The 14,675-nt window shown below is 63.1% G+C and carries 15 protein-coding genes and 1 tRNA gene; 10 read left to right on the forward strand and 6 right to left on the reverse strand.

All coding sequences use genetic code 11. From position 1 onward, the window contains the following. Positions 1 to 139 precede the first annotated feature (139 nt). A tRNA-Arg gene (locus tag BMG00_RS09535) sits at positions 140 to 216 on the forward strand. 58 nt (positions 217 to 274) lie between these two features. Here the strand turns inward: BMG00_RS09535 and BMG00_RS09540 are convergent. From BMG00_RS09540 to BMG00_RS09555, 4 genes are all read right to left on the reverse strand, one after another. Continuing rightward, entirely contained in the window at positions 275 to 1,522 is a 1,248-nt protein-coding gene (locus BMG00_RS09540; RefSeq protein WP_078574130.1) for a saccharopine dehydrogenase family protein, read from the reverse strand. 50 nt (positions 1,523 to 1,572) lie between these two features. Beyond that, the gene (nspC, locus tag BMG00_RS09545; RefSeq protein WP_078526777.1) at positions 1,573 to 2,667 is read right to left on the reverse strand and encodes a carboxynorspermidine decarboxylase; all 1,095 of its coding nucleotides are present in this window, start codon (positions 2,665 to 2,667) and stop codon (positions 1,573 to 1,575) included. Positions 2,668 to 2,730: 63 nt separating this feature from the next. Beyond that, a complete protein-coding gene (locus BMG00_RS09550; RefSeq protein ID WP_078574131.1) occupies positions 2,731 to 3,435 on the reverse strand; it encodes a hypothetical protein in 705 nt (234 codons plus the stop codon). Continuing rightward, the gene (locus BMG00_RS09555) at positions 3,407 to 3,688 is read right to left on the reverse strand and encodes a hypothetical protein (RefSeq protein ID WP_038075798.1); all 282 of its coding nucleotides are present in this window, start codon (positions 3,686 to 3,688) and stop codon (positions 3,407 to 3,409) included. Before BMG00_RS09555 ends, BMG00_RS09550 begins: the two co-directional genes overlap by 29 nt. Before the next feature lie 169 nt (positions 3,689 to 3,857). Here BMG00_RS09555 and BMG00_RS09560 point away from each other — a divergent pair, with 169 nt between their 5' ends. Further along, the gene (locus tag BMG00_RS09560) at positions 3,858 to 4,406 is read left to right on the forward strand and encodes a hypothetical protein (RefSeq protein ID WP_078526781.1); all 549 of its coding nucleotides are present in this window, start codon (positions 3,858 to 3,860) and stop codon (positions 4,404 to 4,406) included. A 63-nt stretch (positions 4,407 to 4,469) separates the two neighbouring features. On the opposite strand, the gene BMG00_RS09565 is transcribed toward BMG00_RS09560, so the two are convergent. Continuing rightward, positions 4,470 to 5,087, reverse strand: a complete 618-nt coding sequence (locus BMG00_RS09565; RefSeq protein WP_078574132.1) for a LysE family transporter — start codon at positions 5,085 to 5,087, stop codon at positions 4,470 to 4,472. After that, complete coding sequence (locus BMG00_RS09570; protein ID WP_078574288.1) at positions 5,084 to 5,536, reverse strand: Lrp/AsnC family transcriptional regulator; 453 nt, start codon at positions 5,534 to 5,536, stop codon at positions 5,084 to 5,086. Before BMG00_RS09570 ends, BMG00_RS09565 begins: the two co-directional genes overlap by 4 nt. Before the next feature lie 163 nt (positions 5,537 to 5,699). On the opposite strand from BMG00_RS09570, the gene BMG00_RS09575 reads away from it, so the two are divergent. From BMG00_RS09575 to BMG00_RS09610, 8 genes are all read left to right on the forward strand, one after another. Continuing rightward, positions 5,700 to 6,335, forward strand: coding sequence for a ribonuclease HII (locus tag BMG00_RS09575; protein ID WP_078526785.1), 636 nt, complete (start codon positions 5,700 to 5,702; stop codon positions 6,333 to 6,335). A 103-nt stretch (positions 6,336 to 6,438) separates the two neighbouring features. Then, positions 6,439 to 7,542, forward strand: coding sequence for a site-specific DNA-methyltransferase (locus BMG00_RS09580; protein ID WP_078526787.1), 1,104 nt, complete (start codon positions 6,439 to 6,441; stop codon positions 7,540 to 7,542). Between the two features lie 415 nt (positions 7,543 to 7,957). Then, on the forward strand, positions 7,958 to 9,160 hold the full coding sequence (locus tag BMG00_RS09585; RefSeq protein ID WP_078574133.1) for a cytochrome P450: 1,203 nt from the start codon (positions 7,958 to 7,960) through the stop codon (positions 9,158 to 9,160). Positions 9,161 to 9,203: 43 nt separating this feature from the next. Beyond that, a complete protein-coding gene (locus BMG00_RS09590) occupies positions 9,204 to 9,389 on the forward strand; it encodes a ferredoxin (protein WP_078574134.1) in 186 nt (61 codons plus the stop codon). Positions 9,390 to 9,395: 6 nt separating this feature from the next. Continuing rightward, entirely contained in the window at positions 9,396 to 10,613 is a 1,218-nt protein-coding gene (locus BMG00_RS09595) for an NAD(P)/FAD-dependent oxidoreductase (protein ID WP_078574135.1), read from the forward strand. An 8-nt stretch (positions 10,614 to 10,621) separates the two neighbouring features. After that, complete coding sequence (locus BMG00_RS09600) at positions 10,622 to 11,938, forward strand: type I glutamate--ammonia ligase (protein ID WP_158521706.1); 1,317 nt, start codon at positions 10,622 to 10,624, stop codon at positions 11,936 to 11,938. A 29-nt stretch (positions 11,939 to 11,967) separates the two neighbouring features. Then, positions 11,968 to 13,446 carry a glutamine synthetase family protein gene (locus BMG00_RS09605; RefSeq protein WP_078574137.1) on the forward strand — a complete coding sequence of 493 codons (1,479 nt, stop codon included), beginning with the start codon at positions 11,968 to 11,970 and terminating at the stop codon, positions 13,444 to 13,446. Between the two features lie 30 nt (positions 13,447 to 13,476). Then, complete coding sequence (locus BMG00_RS09610) at positions 13,477 to 14,670, forward strand: PAS domain-containing protein (protein WP_078574138.1); 1,194 nt, start codon at positions 13,477 to 13,479, stop codon at positions 14,668 to 14,670. Positions 14,671 to 14,675 lie beyond the last annotated feature (5 nt).

Below are 14,675 nucleotides of genomic sequence, written 5' to 3' on the forward strand. Positions count from 1 at the left end.
CCAAACTGGACCCGCGTGTAGACTCCGATCGTGGTGACAGATCTAAAAAGGGGATGCGGTGGGCCAATACGCATCCCCTTTTCATTTGCCGCGCTCCCGACTTGCACAGCCGCCGCTTTGGCGGCATCAAGAGGCGCGTGGTCCCGTGGCTCAACTGGATAGAGCAGCCCCCTCCTAAGGGGCAGGTTGCAGGTTCGAATCCTGCCGGGATCACCACTCTTTAAACGAAAAAGGCCCGCATCGCGCGGGCCTTTCGTATGTCTGGCGGTCCGGATCAGATCTCGGTCCAGGCCTTGTCCTCACCCTTGAGGCCGCCCACCAGCACGCGCGTCGGAAGGCCGATGCGGTCGAGCTGGGTGAAGAACGGTTTCGGATCGAGCTCTTCGACGTTCTTCATCGTCTTTGCGTCCCACTCCCCCTGCGCCACGAGGATCGCGGCTGCGACCGGCGGCACGCCAGCGGTGTAGGAGATGCCTTGCGAGCCGACCTCTTCATAGGCTTCCTTGTGATCGGCGACGTTGTAGACGAAATACTCCACGTCCTTGCCGTCCTTGGTGCCCTTCACCAAATCGCCGATGCAGGTTTTGCCCGTGTAGTTCGGTGCGAGCGAGGCGGGATCGGGCAGCACGGCCTTCACCACTTTCAGCGGCACGACTTCCAGCCCTTCGGCGGTTTTCACCGGCTGCTCGGACAGCAAACCAAGATTTTTCAGCACGGTGAAGACGTTGATGTAGTGGTCGCCGAAGCCCATCCAGAAGCGCACATCGGCCTGCGGATAGTTGGTCGCCAGCGAATGCACCTCGTCATGACCCGACTGATAGGCCTGCGACGGACCGACGACCGGCAGATCCCATTTGTGGCCCGAGGCGAACATCGACGTCTCTTTCCACTGCTGGTCTTCCCAGTAATAGACGGTGCCGGTGAATTCGCGGAAGTTGATCTCGGGGTCGAAATTCGTCGCGAAATATTTGCCGTGCGAGCCCGCGTTGATGTCGACGATGTCGATGGATTTCACCTCGTCCATCTGGTCGATCGCGAAACGCGCGAAGGCATTCACCACGCCCGGATCGAAGCCCGCGCCGAGGATCGCGGTCACGCCCTTCTCGGTGCAAAGATCGCGCTTCTTCCATTCGTAATTGGCATACCACGGCGGGGTTTCGCAGATCTTGTCGGGCTCTTCGTGGATCGCAGTGTCGATATAGGCGGCGCCCGTCTCGATGCACGCGTCGAGCACATACATGTTCACGAAGGCGGACCCCACGTTGATCACGATCTGCGCGCCGGTCTTGCGGATCAGATCCGCCACGGCGGCCGTGTCGCGCGCGTTCACCTGATGCGCCTCGAACGTGCCCGCCACTTTCATCGCGCCCTTTTCACGCACGCTCTCGATGATCGCGTCGCATTTCGATTTGGTGCGCGAGGCGATGTGCAGATCGCCCAGGATGTCGTTGTTCTGCGCGCATTTATGCGCCACGACCTGGGCGACGCCGCCCGCTCCGATGATGAGCACGTTCTTTTTCACTTCGGCTGTCTCCTTTTCGACAGGACAGGGGAAGGGGGCGCGAAAGGCCCTCAGGACAATGAGGCGCGGTAGTCCTCATAGGTGAACTCGCGAATCCGGTCGATGCTACCATCTTCGCGACGTATGGCGATGGCGGGCATCGCCACGCCGTTGAACCAGTTCTTCTTGACCATCGTGTAACCGGCCGCATCCGCGATCGAGATCCGGTCGCCGATTTCCAGCGGTTTGTCGAATTTCGCGTCGCCGAAGATGTCGCCCGCAAGGCAGGTCTTGCCTGCGATCTGGTATTCGTGTTCGCCTTGCTGCGGCAGTTTCGCGGTCTCACGATAGATCAGCAGGTCGAGCATATGCGCTTCGATGCTACTATCGACGATGGCGATCTTCTTGCCGTTATCGAGGATATCCAGAACCGTCACCTCGAGCGAGGCGGTCTGCGTGATCGACGCTTCGCCGGGTTCGAGATAGACCTGAACGCCGAAATCGTCTGAGAATTTCTTCAGACGGTCGGCCAGCGCGTCGAGCGGGTAATCCGGCCCGGTGAAATGGATGCCGCCGCCGAGGCTGACCCAGTTCAGGCGCTTGAGGATATCGCCGAACTCGGCCTCGATCCGCGACAGCTGATGGTCGAAGAGCGCGAAATCGGAATTCTCGCAATTGTAGTGGATCATCACGCCCGAGATCCGGCCCATCGCCGCCTCCAGCCGCTCGGTGTCCCATTCGCCCAGCCGCGAGAAGGGCCGCGCCGGGTCCGCCAGGTCGAAGCCCGACGTCGAGAAACGCGGGTTCAGACGCAGGCCGCGCTCGATATGCGCGGCCTTGTCGCCAAAGCGATCCAGCTGGCTCAGCGAATTGAAGATGATCTTGTCGGCGTAGCCGATAGCCTCGTCGATCTCGTCATCGGACCAGGCGACCGAATAGGCATGGGTTTCCTTGCCGAATTTCTCGCGTCCCAGATGCAGTTCGAAGAGCGAGCTCGACGTGGTGCCGTCCATGTAAGGCTTCATGATGTCGAAGGCCGACCAGGTCGCGAAACATTTCAGCGCCAGCAGGGCTTTCGCGCCGGAACGCTCGCGCAGGCGCTCGATCTTGCGCATGTTCTCGCGCAGTCGGGCCTCGTCGATCAGGTAGAAGGGCGTGTCGGACATAGGCTCCCCCGCAGGTCAACAGACCCTGCGATATAGGGCGCATGTAACGGCCACGCAACCGGATCAGTCGACGCGGATCGCGTCCTTGGACACGCTAAGCGCATAGCCCTTGCGGGAAATGTTGCGCACGAGAAGCTCGCTGACGAGCTGATTGCCGAGGCTGTCGCGCAGACGTTTGATCCGGGTCGCGCCCGCTGCCTCGTCGCAATCGGCCTCGTTACGGCCCGAGATCATCGCCTCGATCTGTGCGCCGGTGAGGATATCGTCATCCATCCGGGCTTCGGCCAGCACCGAGAGCGTCTCGATCGCCGCCGGGGTCAGGGTGAAGCCCATGTCGTTGAGCATCACCGCGTTTTCGCTGCGCAGGATGCGCAGGCTTTGCACCTCGATTCCGGCGCGGCGGATCTCGATCATCCGGCGGTTCAGTCCGATCAGCAGAAGCAGGAAGATGATCGCCGCCAGCAAAAGCGCGGCGGCGAAGATCAGCAGGATGAAGATGATCACCCGATAATTCGCCAGCACGTCAGAGAAGGCCGTGCCCGATTGTGCCAGGACCTCCAGCAGCTTGATCTCGGCCTGCGAGGTCAGGTTGTCGTTTTGCACGAAGATCTGCTCGACCCGGGCGTTGAACGCGTCCGCATCGGGGAGCTTGGCAAAGAGGAACCCCGCCGTGGTCGCGAGGATCGCGACCACCGCCACGACCCCGGCCACGACCGCGCGCGAGCCCAGCCGCAGGCTGTCAGTAACGGAGGAAGTATTTTCCGGCACTGGCTTTCCTTTTCTCCAACCCTTCGGGCCCGAATGTGGAGAGGACCGTCAGCAAGGTCCAGCCCGCAGCCTCGAGCCTCGGCGCCAATTCGCGCGCTGCGGCCTTTTTCGAACAGGCCGAATCCGAGACCTGCGCGACACCGTATTGCAGCTGCAACGGGTTGTCGCGCTTGGCCTTGTAATCGGCATAGCACTGGGCCTGAGCGGCCGAGGCCGAGGCGAGAAACGCCAAAATGAGAAATGCGTGTTTCATGCCGTTCACGCTGCGCTCAAAGCCGCTGTTATTCAATAGCCGAAGGGGGTTGCGGGCGCTGTTATCGGATATCAAGCCCCCGTTATTGCCTGACTCCACCGCTTCGCCGCACGGTCGTTCCATCGACTTTATCGCGGCCCTGGGGGCTGCCCGACCGGAGGACCGAAGGATGAGTTTCAAGACAAAGGCGACCGCGCTTTTCACCGCCACCACCGTCGCACTGGGCACGATGGCTGCAAGCACCACGCCTGCCGCAGCGTTGGGTGACAAGGATCGCGACACGCTTGCCGTGTTGCTCGGGATCGGGGCTGCGGCGCTGATCATCGACTCGATGAATGACGACAAGAAAAAGCGGAAGACGGTTCCCCCGTCGGTCTACCTGCCGCGCGAGACCTGGAAACAACGCGAAAGCCGTCTGGAACGCGAGAGGATCGAGCGTGAGCGCCGCGAGGCCGAGGCCCGTCGCGAGCGGGAGCGGGAACGTGAGCGCGACCGCTATGGCCGCGACCGCATTCATCTTCCCTCCTCCTGTGTGCAGAAGGTGAAGACGCGCAATGGCTGGGGTGAGGTCGTCTCGGCTGATTGCCTCGATCGCTACACGCGCACCCGTCTGCCGCGCAACTGCGCTTTCACCATCAAGACCGGTCGCCACGACAGCGAGACCGTCTATGGGCGCAACTGTCTCGAGGATCAGGGCATCCGCCTGTCGCGGCGCTGAAGATAAGGCAGACGTCATCAAGAACGTCGAGCAGCGGGCGGGGACCATCGGTCTCCGCCCTTTTCACATCGCGAGCGACCCGATCGCCCAGAGACCGAAGCCGATCAGCACGAGACCCGAAATCTGCGCGACGCGATGGGCGAAGCCCTCGGGCAGGCGGCGATGGGCCAGCGCGACGCCCCCGCTCAGCGCGGCCCACCAGATCAGGGAACCGCTGAACACGCCCGCCACCACCGGAAACGCCCCGCGCGTGCCCTCGGCCTGTGCCAGCCCCAGCCCGGCAAAGATCGCGGCAAAGGACAGAATCGTCATCGGGTTGGCGCTGGTCAGGGCGAAGGTGGCGGCGATCGTCCCCATCAGATCGCGCGCGCCAACCCGCGCCGCCTGCCGGGCCGGGGCGCTGCGAAAGCTCCGCCATCCCAGCCATAGAAGAAACAGCCCGCCCCCGAGTTTCAACGGCATGTCGATCCGCGCAAGCCCGGCAGAAAAAGCGGCGAATCCCGCGGCCGCCAGAAGGGCATAGGCCGCATCCGCCAGCGCGGTGCCCAGCCCCCCGGCGAGCCCCGCCCAGAAACCGCGTTCCAGCGTGCGCGAAATGCACAGCGCTCCGATCGGGCCCAGCGGTGCCGCGATCGCAACGCCCAACACGAGGCTTTTCGCGAAAAGTTCAGTCCCGGTCATAAGTCACCCCGCGGGCTGAAGCCCGGATCGACTGGTGAAGACAGCGCGATCATCGTTTCGCTGCGGGCGAGGAATCTGCGCTCCTTGAGGGTGGAGAGAAACGCCTCGATGCCCGCGAGAGAGGGCGAATGGATCTTGAGCAGGTAGGACCACGGCCCGGTCACATGGTGGCATTCCGAGATTTCGGGGCGAGTCTGCGCAAAGCTGCGAAAGGCCGCTTCGTCACTGTCTGGCGCAAGGGCGACCCAGATGAAGGCGGTGACCGGCAGGCCGAGCGCTTCGGGATCGGCCTCGACGGTAAATCGCCGGATCGCGCCCGAGGCGGTGAGACGGCGGATTCGCTCATTCACGGCCGAGGGCGAAAGGTTCACCCCCGCGCCGATATCGGCAAGCGACCGGCGGCAGTCTTCGGCGAGAAGGGTGATGATTTTGTGGTCGATTCTATCCATGACCGAAATATCGGCGGCGAAACGCGCATTGGCAATAAATTTTGCTATCAATTCCGCTTCAAAGGGAAAGTTTGCGGAATTTTGCGGTTTGGCCGCAAAAGCGACGGTTCCAGCCGCATAAATCACGGTTGATCGGCGCGGGGATCCGGTGCATCCGGGAGCAATGGTACAAAACCCCGATTTCTCTTTCGAAGAGGCCGCCCTTGCCCGTGGGCTGACCCGCATCGCTGGCGTGGATGAGGTCGGTCGCGGCCCGCTTTGCGGCCCGGTCACCGCTGCGGCGGTCATTCTCGATCCCGCATGCATCCCCGAAGGGCTCAACGATTCGAAGAAGCTCAGCGCAAAGCGCCGTGCGGAGCTCGCTGCGCAGATCATGCAGAGCGCCGACTATTGCGTCGCCCATGCCAGCGTCGAGGAGATCGACGAGATCAACATCTATCACGCCGCACATCTCGCGATGTGCCGGGCGGTCGCGGGGCTCGCGCAAAAGCCCGATCACGTGCTGGTCGACGGCAACCGCGTGCCGCGCGATCTGGGCCTTTCGGCCGAGCCGATCGTGAAGGGCGATGCGCGCTCTTTGTCGATCGCGGCGGCTTCGATCCTGGCCAAAGAGGCGCGAGATTTGCTCATGGTGGATTTGGCGCAACAGTATCCCGGCTATGGCTGGGAACGGAATGCGGGCTACCCCACGAAGGACCATTTGCAGGCCCTTCTAGATCTAGGGGTCACCCCCGTTCATAGACGAAGCTTCAAGCCCGTCCACAATATCTTGTGCCAAGCAAAAAGTGTAACCCCTTGATTCAAAAAAGAAATTGACGGCGAATCACCTTTGACTCATCTTTGACGCCATAGATCGGCACAAGCCGGCATCCCCCGAGGCGGGCAGTTAAGAGGCAAAAAAGATGGCAAAGACGAAGTCCCCGGCGGCGCAGCAGGCGCTGCCCCTGAACCAAATTCTTGCAGGCGATTGCATCGAGATGATGAACTCGCTCCCCGAGAACAGCATTGACCTGATCTTTGCCGATCCGCCTTACAATCTTCAGCTACGCGGCGACCTGCACCGCCCCGACAATTCCAAAGTCGACGCTGTCGACGACGCCTGGGATCAGTTCGGTTCCTTCTCGCATTACGATGGGTTCACCCGGGACTGGCTCACCGCCGCCCGCCGCATCCTGAAGCCCAATGGGGCGATCTGGGTGATCGGTTCCTATCACAACGTCTTCCGCATGGGGGCCGAGCTTCAGAATCAGGGCTTCTGGATCCTCAACGATGTGGTCTGGCGCAAATCGAACCCGATGCCGAACTTCCGTGGCAAGCGCCTGACCAACGCGCATGAGACGCTGATCTGGGCGTCCAAATCGGAAGGCGCGAAATACACCTTCAATTACGAGGCGCTGAAATCGCTCAACGAGGGCGTCCAGATGCGTTCCGACTGGGTGATCCCGATCTGCAATGGCGGTGAGCGCCTGAAGGATTCGAATGGCGACAAGGCGCATCCGACGCAAAAGCCCGAGGCGCTCCTGCACCGCATCCTCGTCGGCACCACCAATCCCGGCGACGTGATTCTCGACCCGTTCTTCGGCACCGGTACGACCGGCGCCGTCGCGAAGATGCTAGGCCGCGATTTCATCGGCATCGAGCGCGAGGCCGCCTATCGCGAGGTTGCCCTCAAGCGCCTCGCCCGGGTTCGCAAGTTCGACAAGGAAGCGCTGGAAGTTTCCACCTCGAAACGCGCCGAGCCGCGTGTGCCTTTCGGTCAGCTCGTCGAACGCGGCATGCTGCGCCCGGGCGAGGAGCTCTATTCGCTCAACGGCCGCCACAAGGCCAAGGTGCGCGCCGACGGCACGCTGATTGGCGACGATGTAAAAGGCTCGATCCATCAGGTCGGTGCCCATCTCGAAGGCGCGCCCTCCTGCAACGGCTGGACTTACTGGACCTTCAAGCGCGACGGCAAGCAGGTCCCGATTGACCTGCTGCGCCAGCAGATCCGCGCCGAGATGAACTGAGGCCAGCCCCCCACGACATTCAAAAGTTACCGCCGGTGTCCGAGGGCCGTCCTGGGACACAGCCTTGCCCCGCCGTGTCTAACGGCGGGGTCTTTTCGCGTTTGGCGAAGTTCATTGAGCATCCTTTTGAGCGCCCATTTTGACGGGCTTTCGTGCTCGGGAGAGCGAAGGATTTCCCCGGGCTCGAACGTCTGAACAGGCGATGCGAGGCGGGTGCTGCATTTCCTCAGCATTGATGCGCCTGTGCAGCGATGAAGGGAATCCGCTGGAATTTGTAATATGCAAAGCTGAGAAATCTTGGTCGAAAATATAAAATAACATTATCTATCAATTAATTACAGATTGACGGAGAAAACTGGAACGTAACTTGCATGAAGTCTCGGTGAAACGCGAGTTTGACCGGGAGTTTCTCCAAATGACGCAAGACAGCCTCGTCGCCGACAATCTGCCCTATCTTGATATCTCGGATCCCGGGTTCTCGATCCGCTCTTCCGAAGTGATGAATGCACGCGAGGCGTCCTGGTGCGCGCGCACGAATTATGGCCTCGCGGTGCTGCGATATGACGATGTGCAAAAGCTTCTTCGTCATCCCAAGCTCCGTCAGGGCTCCTATCGCTGGCCGGCGCTGAACGATGTCACAGGCGAATTCGCGCGCTGGTGGGAAAGCATGCTGCTCAGCCAGGAGGGCGACAACCATGCGCGCCTGCGGCGAATGGCGAACCCGGCTTTCTCGCCGAAGCTCATTACGACGCTCGCGCCGAAATTCACCGAGCTTGCGACGATGCTGATCGACGAGTTCGCCCCTAAGGGCGAATGCGACTTCATCGCCGAATTCACCGAACCCTACGCGACCGGCGTGATCTGCGAGCTTCTGGGCCTGCCCTTCGAACGCTGGCGAGAACTGGCTGATATCGCTGCGGAAATGGGTCTCGCTCTCGGCGTCACCTTCAAGAAGGACCTGCCGACGATCGAGGCGGCAACGAAGCGGCTCTTCGACTATGTCGAGGAGCTGGTCGAGGCCCGCCGCGCCGCGCCGAAAGACGATTTCATCGGCATGCTGATCAAGGCCAACGAGGACAAGAGCCAGCTCTCCGATCAGGAACTGCTCGACATGATCGTTCTGGCGATCTTCGGCGGCATCGACACCACGCGCAACCAGCTCGGCCTCGCGATGGCGACCTTCATCGAGCACCCCGAGCAATGGGCGCTTCTGGCCGAACGGCCTGAGCTGGGCCGCGCCGCGGTCGAGGAGGTGATGCGCGTGCGTCCCACCGTGACCTGGGTCACCCGCGAGGCGGTCGAGGACTTCACCTATAATGACACGCCGATCGAGAAGGGCACGACGCTGCACCTCTTCTCGCAATCGGCGACCTCCGATCCGCGCGTGTTCGACGATGCGAGCTTCGACATCACGGCCGAGCGCAAGCCGCATTTCGGTTTCGGCGGCGGGGCGCATCACTGCCTTGGCCACTTCATTGCCCGCGGCGACATGACCGAGGCGCTCAAGCTGCTTTCGCAACGCCTGAAGAACCCGCGCTTCAACGGTGAGGTCGAGTGGCTTCCCGACAGCGGCAATACCGGCGCGATCCGGATGCCGATCGCTTTCGACCCGGCTTGAGCCACGCAAATCCAGCCGAAAAATTGCAAGAGGGACCAGTAAGATGAAAGTTCACGTCAACATGGATATCTGCCTGCTGCACGGGCAATGCGTGATCGCCGCGCCGGAGATCTTCTCCTTCGACGACAGTGGCGATCTCCATTGGGTCGAGGTGATCGACGACTCTCAGGTTGCCGATGCCGAAGCCGCTTCCGATGCCTGCCCCGAGCAGGCCATCATCCTCGGCTGATCGGTCATGGCAGGGCCCCGGATCACCGTCGTCGGCGCCTCGCTCGCGGGGCTGCGCACGGCCGAAGCGCTGAAGGCGGCGCTTCCGCAGGCGCAGCTCACGCTGATCGGCGACGAGCCGCATGCGCCCTACAACCGACCGCCCCTGTCGAAGGACGTGATGGAGAGCTTCGCAGGGGGCGATGCGGATGAAACCGAGGCTTTCGGCAAGCTCCTGCTGCGTTCGAAGCTGACACCGGAAGACGTGTCGATACGTCTCGGCGTGGCCGCGACGGGTTTCGAGAATGCCGGTGTGCGTCTTGCCGATGGTTCTCTCGTCCGCTCGGACTGGGTGATCGCGGCGACCGGCATCCGGCCGCGCCGGTTGCCACTTCCCGGAAACGAAGACATCCGCCATGTCCTGCGGCGCTTCGACGACGCCCGCGCGCTCGCGCCGATGCTGCAACCGGGCAAGCGTCTGGCGGTGATCGGGGCGGGGTTCATCGGCTGCGAGATCGCCGCGACCGCGCGCAAGCTGGGCCTGCATGTCACGATCGTCGAGCCCGGGCCGCAGCCCATGATGCGCGCGCTCGGCCCGCGTGTCGCGGCTGCGATGGCCGCCTTGCACCGGCGCCATGGGGTGACGCTGCTTACCGGGCGCATGGTCGAAGCGTTCCAGCCGGGCCGTGTGATCCTCGACAACGGGAAGGAAATCGAGGCCGATGTGATCGTCGAGGCGCTCGGCTCGCTGCCCAACACGGAATGGCTTGCCGGGAGCGGCGCGGATCTCAGCGATGGCGTTCTGGTCGATGACACGATGCGGGCGATTGGCGCGCCGAACCTGCTCGCGGTCGGTGACATCGCACGCTTTGCCAATCCGCTGTTCGACGATGTGCCGCGCCGGGTCGAGCATTGGTGCATCCCCGGCTTCACCGCCAAACGCGCCGCCCAGACCATCGCCGCGCTTGAGGCGGGCGATACGCCCGAACCCGGATTTTCGCCGCTGCCGAGCTTCTGGTCGGACCAATACGGCATGCGCGTTCAGGCCTTCGGCGCCCCGGCGCTGGCCGAGACGCAAACCGTTGTCGAAGGCGATCTGAGCCAGATCGGCGAGGCCCCCGTGATCGTCGAATACGCCCGCGACGGCGCGCTGACCGGCGTGATCGGCCTTGGCGCTCCGCCCGCACTGATTGCCAAACACCGCGCCCGCCTGATGGCCGCGCTCACCCCGAAAGAAACCGCATGAGCCCCCAGATGAACGACCCCCTCGAAGCCGCCCTCGCCAAGTTCGACGCCGAGATCGTGCATGTCGGCCAGTTCGATTACGCCTCGGTCCTGCGCGAACGCCGGTTGCGCAAGGCGCAGTTCCTCGACTGGGCCGGGGATGCGCGTTTCGCCAATGTGCTGGCCTATTGGGACAGCGGCGACAATCTCTTCGGCGGCAGTTCCTATTTCACCGAGACGGTCGAGATCGACCCTACCTCGATGCGCGCGAACCCCTCCGAGCCCTATGCGGTCACGGTCATCGCTGAGCTGTCGGGCGAGGCGAAGGAGCTGATGCCGCGCCAGGTGCTGCGCCGCCAGTTGGAGCGCGCCGAGGCGATGGGGTTCAAGGTCGATGCCGCGTTCGAATTCGAGCTGATCGTGCTTGAGGAAGACGCGACGACCGCGCGCGAGAAAGACTTCGCGGGGCTTGCGAAATTCGCCCCCGACAACAAATGCTGGTCGGGCGCCACCGCGAATACCCATGCCGAATTCATCGCCGGCATGGAGGCCGAAATCCTTGGTCATGACGTCTCGCTCTATGCGCTGAGCGTCGAGCTGGGGCCGGGCTGTCTCGAAGCCACGACTGCCGCGACCGAGGGGCTGCGCGCTGCCGACGACGCGAGCTTCCTGCGCTTGGCCGCGCGCTCCTACGCCCGCAAGCAGGGCAAAACGGTGAGCTTCATGCCCTATATGGGCGCGGACTATCCCGGTATCGGCGGCCATTGTTCGATGAGCTTGCGCGATGCGAAAACCGGCGCGAACGTCTTCGCTTCGCCCGATGGCAAGACCAGTGATCTGGCGAAGAAATTCATTGCCGGGATGATGTCGGTGGTGCCCGAGGCCTTCGCCATGTGCACCTCGAGCGTGAATGCCTATCGCCGCCTTGCGCCGGGAAGCTGGGCTCCGAAATCGCTCACCTGGGCGGAATATCCCTTCACCGTCGCGGTGCGTTCGGTGCCGCATTCCGGCGCGCGCGCGCGGCTCGAATTCCGGGTGCCGCCCGCCGATTGCAATCCTTACCTGACGATGGCGCTGATGCTGGGCGCGGGGCTCGACGGGATCGAGCGCGACCTGCCCGCACCCGAACCGAGCGCCGCCGCGCATCCCGATTTCGTCCCCGAAGGCGCAAGCCGCTTCCCGCGCGATCTCGCCGAGGCCGCCGAGCGACTTGCCGCGAGCGACGATGCCGCGCGGATCTTTGGAGCCGCTTTCACCGAGAACTTCGCGGCCGCCTGCCGCGCCGAATACACCAGCCTCGCCAAGGCAGTCAGCGCCGAAGAACGCGCCCGCTACCTCGAAGGCTGAGACACAAGAAAACCAATAGGGAGCCAAGAATGACTACCGATACCGATTATCACCGCGAAGTCGATGCACCCGGCCGGGCCGAACTGGTCGAACGGGTGCGCAAGAAGATCGACGCGCTCGGGGTCGATTACATCTACTATCAATACATCTCGATCACCGGCCGGGTGATGGGCAAGGCCGCTCCGGCACGTCACTGGGAGACGCAGGCGCGCAAGGGTGTTCAGACCTGGATGGGCGGCGTCACCAACGTGCTGCCCGACTTCAAGGGCAACCTCATCGGCTTTGACTCCAACGCGATGGAATGCATCGCGCTGCCCGACCCCGACACGTTCGTCCAGCTCCCCTGGGACAAGCGCGTCGCGCGTGTCTTCTGCACGCTGTTCTACAGCCTCGAGGATCCGAATTTCCCCGGCCAGTATTACGAATACGACACCCGCGGGAACCTCAAGCGTTTCGACCGCGAGTTCCGCGAGGCCCATAACGGTTTGCATCTGCGCGTGGGCCTCGAGCCCGAGATGCTCTGGCTCAAGCCCGAGGCCGGCGAGGTGCGCCCCTATTCCGGCGTGACCGAGCCGCTCGCCTATCACATCGGCCAGTTCGAGAGCGCCCGCGATATCTGGATGCAGGTCTCCGACTACGCCCGCGCGATGGGGCTCGACATGATCCAGGGCGATTGCGAGGACGCGCCCGGCCAGATCGAACTCAACTACCAGTTCGACGACGCGCTGCCGACCTGCGACCGGATGACGACCTATCGCCAGATCTGCGCCGAGGTCGCGCGCCAGCGTGGGCTGATCGCTTGTTTCATGGCGAAACCCTTCATGGGTTACGCGGCCAATGGCTGTCACCACAACTGTTCGATCTGGACCGGCGGCGAACGCGAGGTGCAGGACATCGTGCCGGGCGAATTGCCGGGCATGGAAGAGAACTGGATGTATTCCAAGGGCGGCGTGAACGAGTTCGAGAACACCGAAGGCGGCTGGCTGCCGACGGAGCTCGGGCATCATGTTCTGGGTGGCTCGCTCAAGCATATCAACGCGCTGACCTGTATCGGTGCGTCGACCGTGAACTCCTATCGCCGGTTCAACGACTACGGTCTCTGGGCGCCGATCGGGGCGAATTGGGGCCTGCAGAACCGCTCCTGCACGGTGCGCATCTCCTCGCCCGACCGGTTCGAGTTCCGCGCGGTGGACAGCATGGTCAACCCGCATCTGTTCTGCGGCGCGCTGCTGAAGGCGATGGATGATGGCATCCGCAACAAAATCGACCCGGGCGCGCCCGAGTCGCGCAACGTGACCGAGGTCTGGCAGTCGGGTGGGGAGGTCAAACTCATTCCGCTCAATCTTCGGGACGCGCTCGACGCGCTCAAGGAAGACGAGGTCATTCGCTCGGCACTTCCGGGTCGGCTCTACGAAGTCTTCGACGAATACAAACAGGATGAGTGGACACGCTTCCTGCGTGAGGTCACCAATTGGGATGTGGAGCAATACCTGCATTGCGTGCCGTAACCCGTTGACCCCCGCATAGGAGCCCAGAGCATGACAGATCCAACCAGACCAGAGACCGAGATGATCGACGTTCTCAGCCGGGACGGACGGATCGTGTCTGCATGCGCTGCGCAAGAAACCGTGCTCGGCTTCTCGCCGGGCGCGGTCGAGGACGCGCCATGGTCGGCGGTCTATCCGCTCGACTCCCGCAAACGGCTTGAAGAGGTCTTCACCGAGACCACCGCCGGGCCGCATGTCATCGCGCTTGAGATGCGCACGCAGCAGGGCGCGCGGCTCGGCGTCACCGCGATCGTGACGCGCTTTACCGACCCCGAGCACGGGCTTTGCCTGCGCTCGGTGAAATGGCCCGCGGGCGGGGCGCTCGGAGAGGTTGCGAACCTCGCCGAGGAAAAGGAAATCCTCGAGTCGATCCTCGCAGCCTCCGACGATGCGGGATGGTGCATGGAATGGGCGGAGCCCGTGGACCTCTCGGCCCCCGAACAGGAGATCATCCGTCAGGTCTTCGAGAACGGCCCGCATTGGCGGTTCTGCAACGATGCGATGGCGCGGCTCTATCGCACGCCCGAAGGCAAGGACTTCAACGCGCTCCCCGTGCACGAGACTTTCCCGCGCTCGCCCGAGAACGAGGATTTCGTGCGCCGCCTGATCCGCGCGAGCTTCGATGTCAATGCCTCGCCCTCGCGCGATCTGCGTTATGACGGCGTCTATATCGAGGTCGAGAACGACGTGCGCGGGCACATCCGGGGCAACTTCCTGCACCGCATGTGGGGCACGGTGCGCGATGTCTCGAAACATGCCCGCCGCGCGGCGGTTCTGCGCGACGAGATCGACACTCTGGAGGCGATCCTCGATGCGCTGCCCGACGCGGTTCTGGTCGTCGATCGCGACGCCCGCATCCTGCGCATCAATACCAGCGCCGAGGAATTGCTCGACCTCAATCCCGACCTTCTTCCCGCGAGAAGTCTCGATGACCTGATCGAGCTTCCCGTGCCGCTCGCGGAAATCTTCGCCGATGCGGGCCATCATCTGCCCGGTCATCCGAGCGGGATTTACCCGACCCTTCTGCGCAATCCCGATCGCCCGATCCGCGCCGAACTCTCTGCGCGTTGCGTGGCCTTGCGGGAGACGGAGTGCCTTGTTCTGAGCCTGCGCGCGCGGCTCGGGCCGATCTCGCAGGACGGCGAACTCGCCAAGGTGACCCCGTTCAGGGCGCGGGGACGGTGATGGAG

The sequence above is a fragment of the Thioclava marina genome (genome assembly GCF_002020135.1).
In the GTDB taxonomy this organism is placed as follows: Bacteria; Pseudomonadota; Alphaproteobacteria; order Rhodobacterales; family Rhodobacteraceae; genus Thioclava; species Thioclava marina.

What these genes read in the sequence shown, in the direction of transcription:
- BMG00_RS09600 (WP_158521706.1), top strand. Translation starts at nt 10,622, where the DNA reads ATGAACGACCCCCTCGAAGCCGCCCTCGCCAAGTTCGACGCCGAGATC.
- BMG00_RS09565 (WP_078574132.1), bottom strand. Translation starts at nt 5,087, where the DNA reads ATGACCGGGACTGAACTTTTCGCGAAAAGCCTCGTGTTGGGCGTTGCG.
- BMG00_RS09585 (WP_078574133.1), top strand. Translation starts at nt 7,958, where the DNA reads ATGACGCAAGACAGCCTCGTCGCCGACAATCTGCCCTATCTTGATATC.
- BMG00_RS09580 (WP_078526787.1), top strand. Translation starts at nt 6,439, where the DNA reads ATGGCAAAGACGAAGTCCCCGGCGGCGCAGCAGGCGCTGCCCCTGAAC.
- BMG00_RS09570 (WP_078574288.1), bottom strand. Translation starts at nt 5,536, where the DNA reads ATGGATAGAATCGACCACAAAATCATCACCCTTCTCGCCGAAGACTGC.
- BMG00_RS09610 (WP_078574138.1), top strand. Translation starts at nt 13,477, where the DNA reads ATGACAGATCCAACCAGACCAGAGACCGAGATGATCGACGTTCTCAGC.
- BMG00_RS09560 (WP_078526781.1), top strand. Translation starts at nt 3,858, where the DNA reads ATGAGTTTCAAGACAAAGGCGACCGCGCTTTTCACCGCCACCACCGTC.
- BMG00_RS09575 (WP_078526785.1), top strand. Translation starts at nt 5,700, where the DNA reads ATGGTACAAAACCCCGATTTCTCTTTCGAAGAGGCCGCCCTTGCCCGT.
- BMG00_RS09605 (WP_078574137.1), top strand. Translation starts at nt 11,968, where the DNA reads ATGACTACCGATACCGATTATCACCGCGAAGTCGATGCACCCGGCCGG.
- BMG00_RS09555 (WP_038075798.1), bottom strand. Translation starts at nt 3,688, where the DNA reads ATGAAACACGCATTTCTCATTTTGGCGTTTCTCGCCTCGGCCTCGGCC.
- BMG00_RS09590 (WP_078574134.1), top strand. Translation starts at nt 9,204, where the DNA reads ATGAAAGTTCACGTCAACATGGATATCTGCCTGCTGCACGGGCAATGC.
- nspC (WP_078526777.1), bottom strand. Translation starts at nt 2,667, where the DNA reads ATGTCCGACACGCCCTTCTACCTGATCGACGAGGCCCGACTGCGCGAG.
- BMG00_RS09595 (WP_078574135.1), top strand. Translation starts at nt 9,396, where the DNA reads ATGGCAGGGCCCCGGATCACCGTCGTCGGCGCCTCGCTCGCGGGGCTG.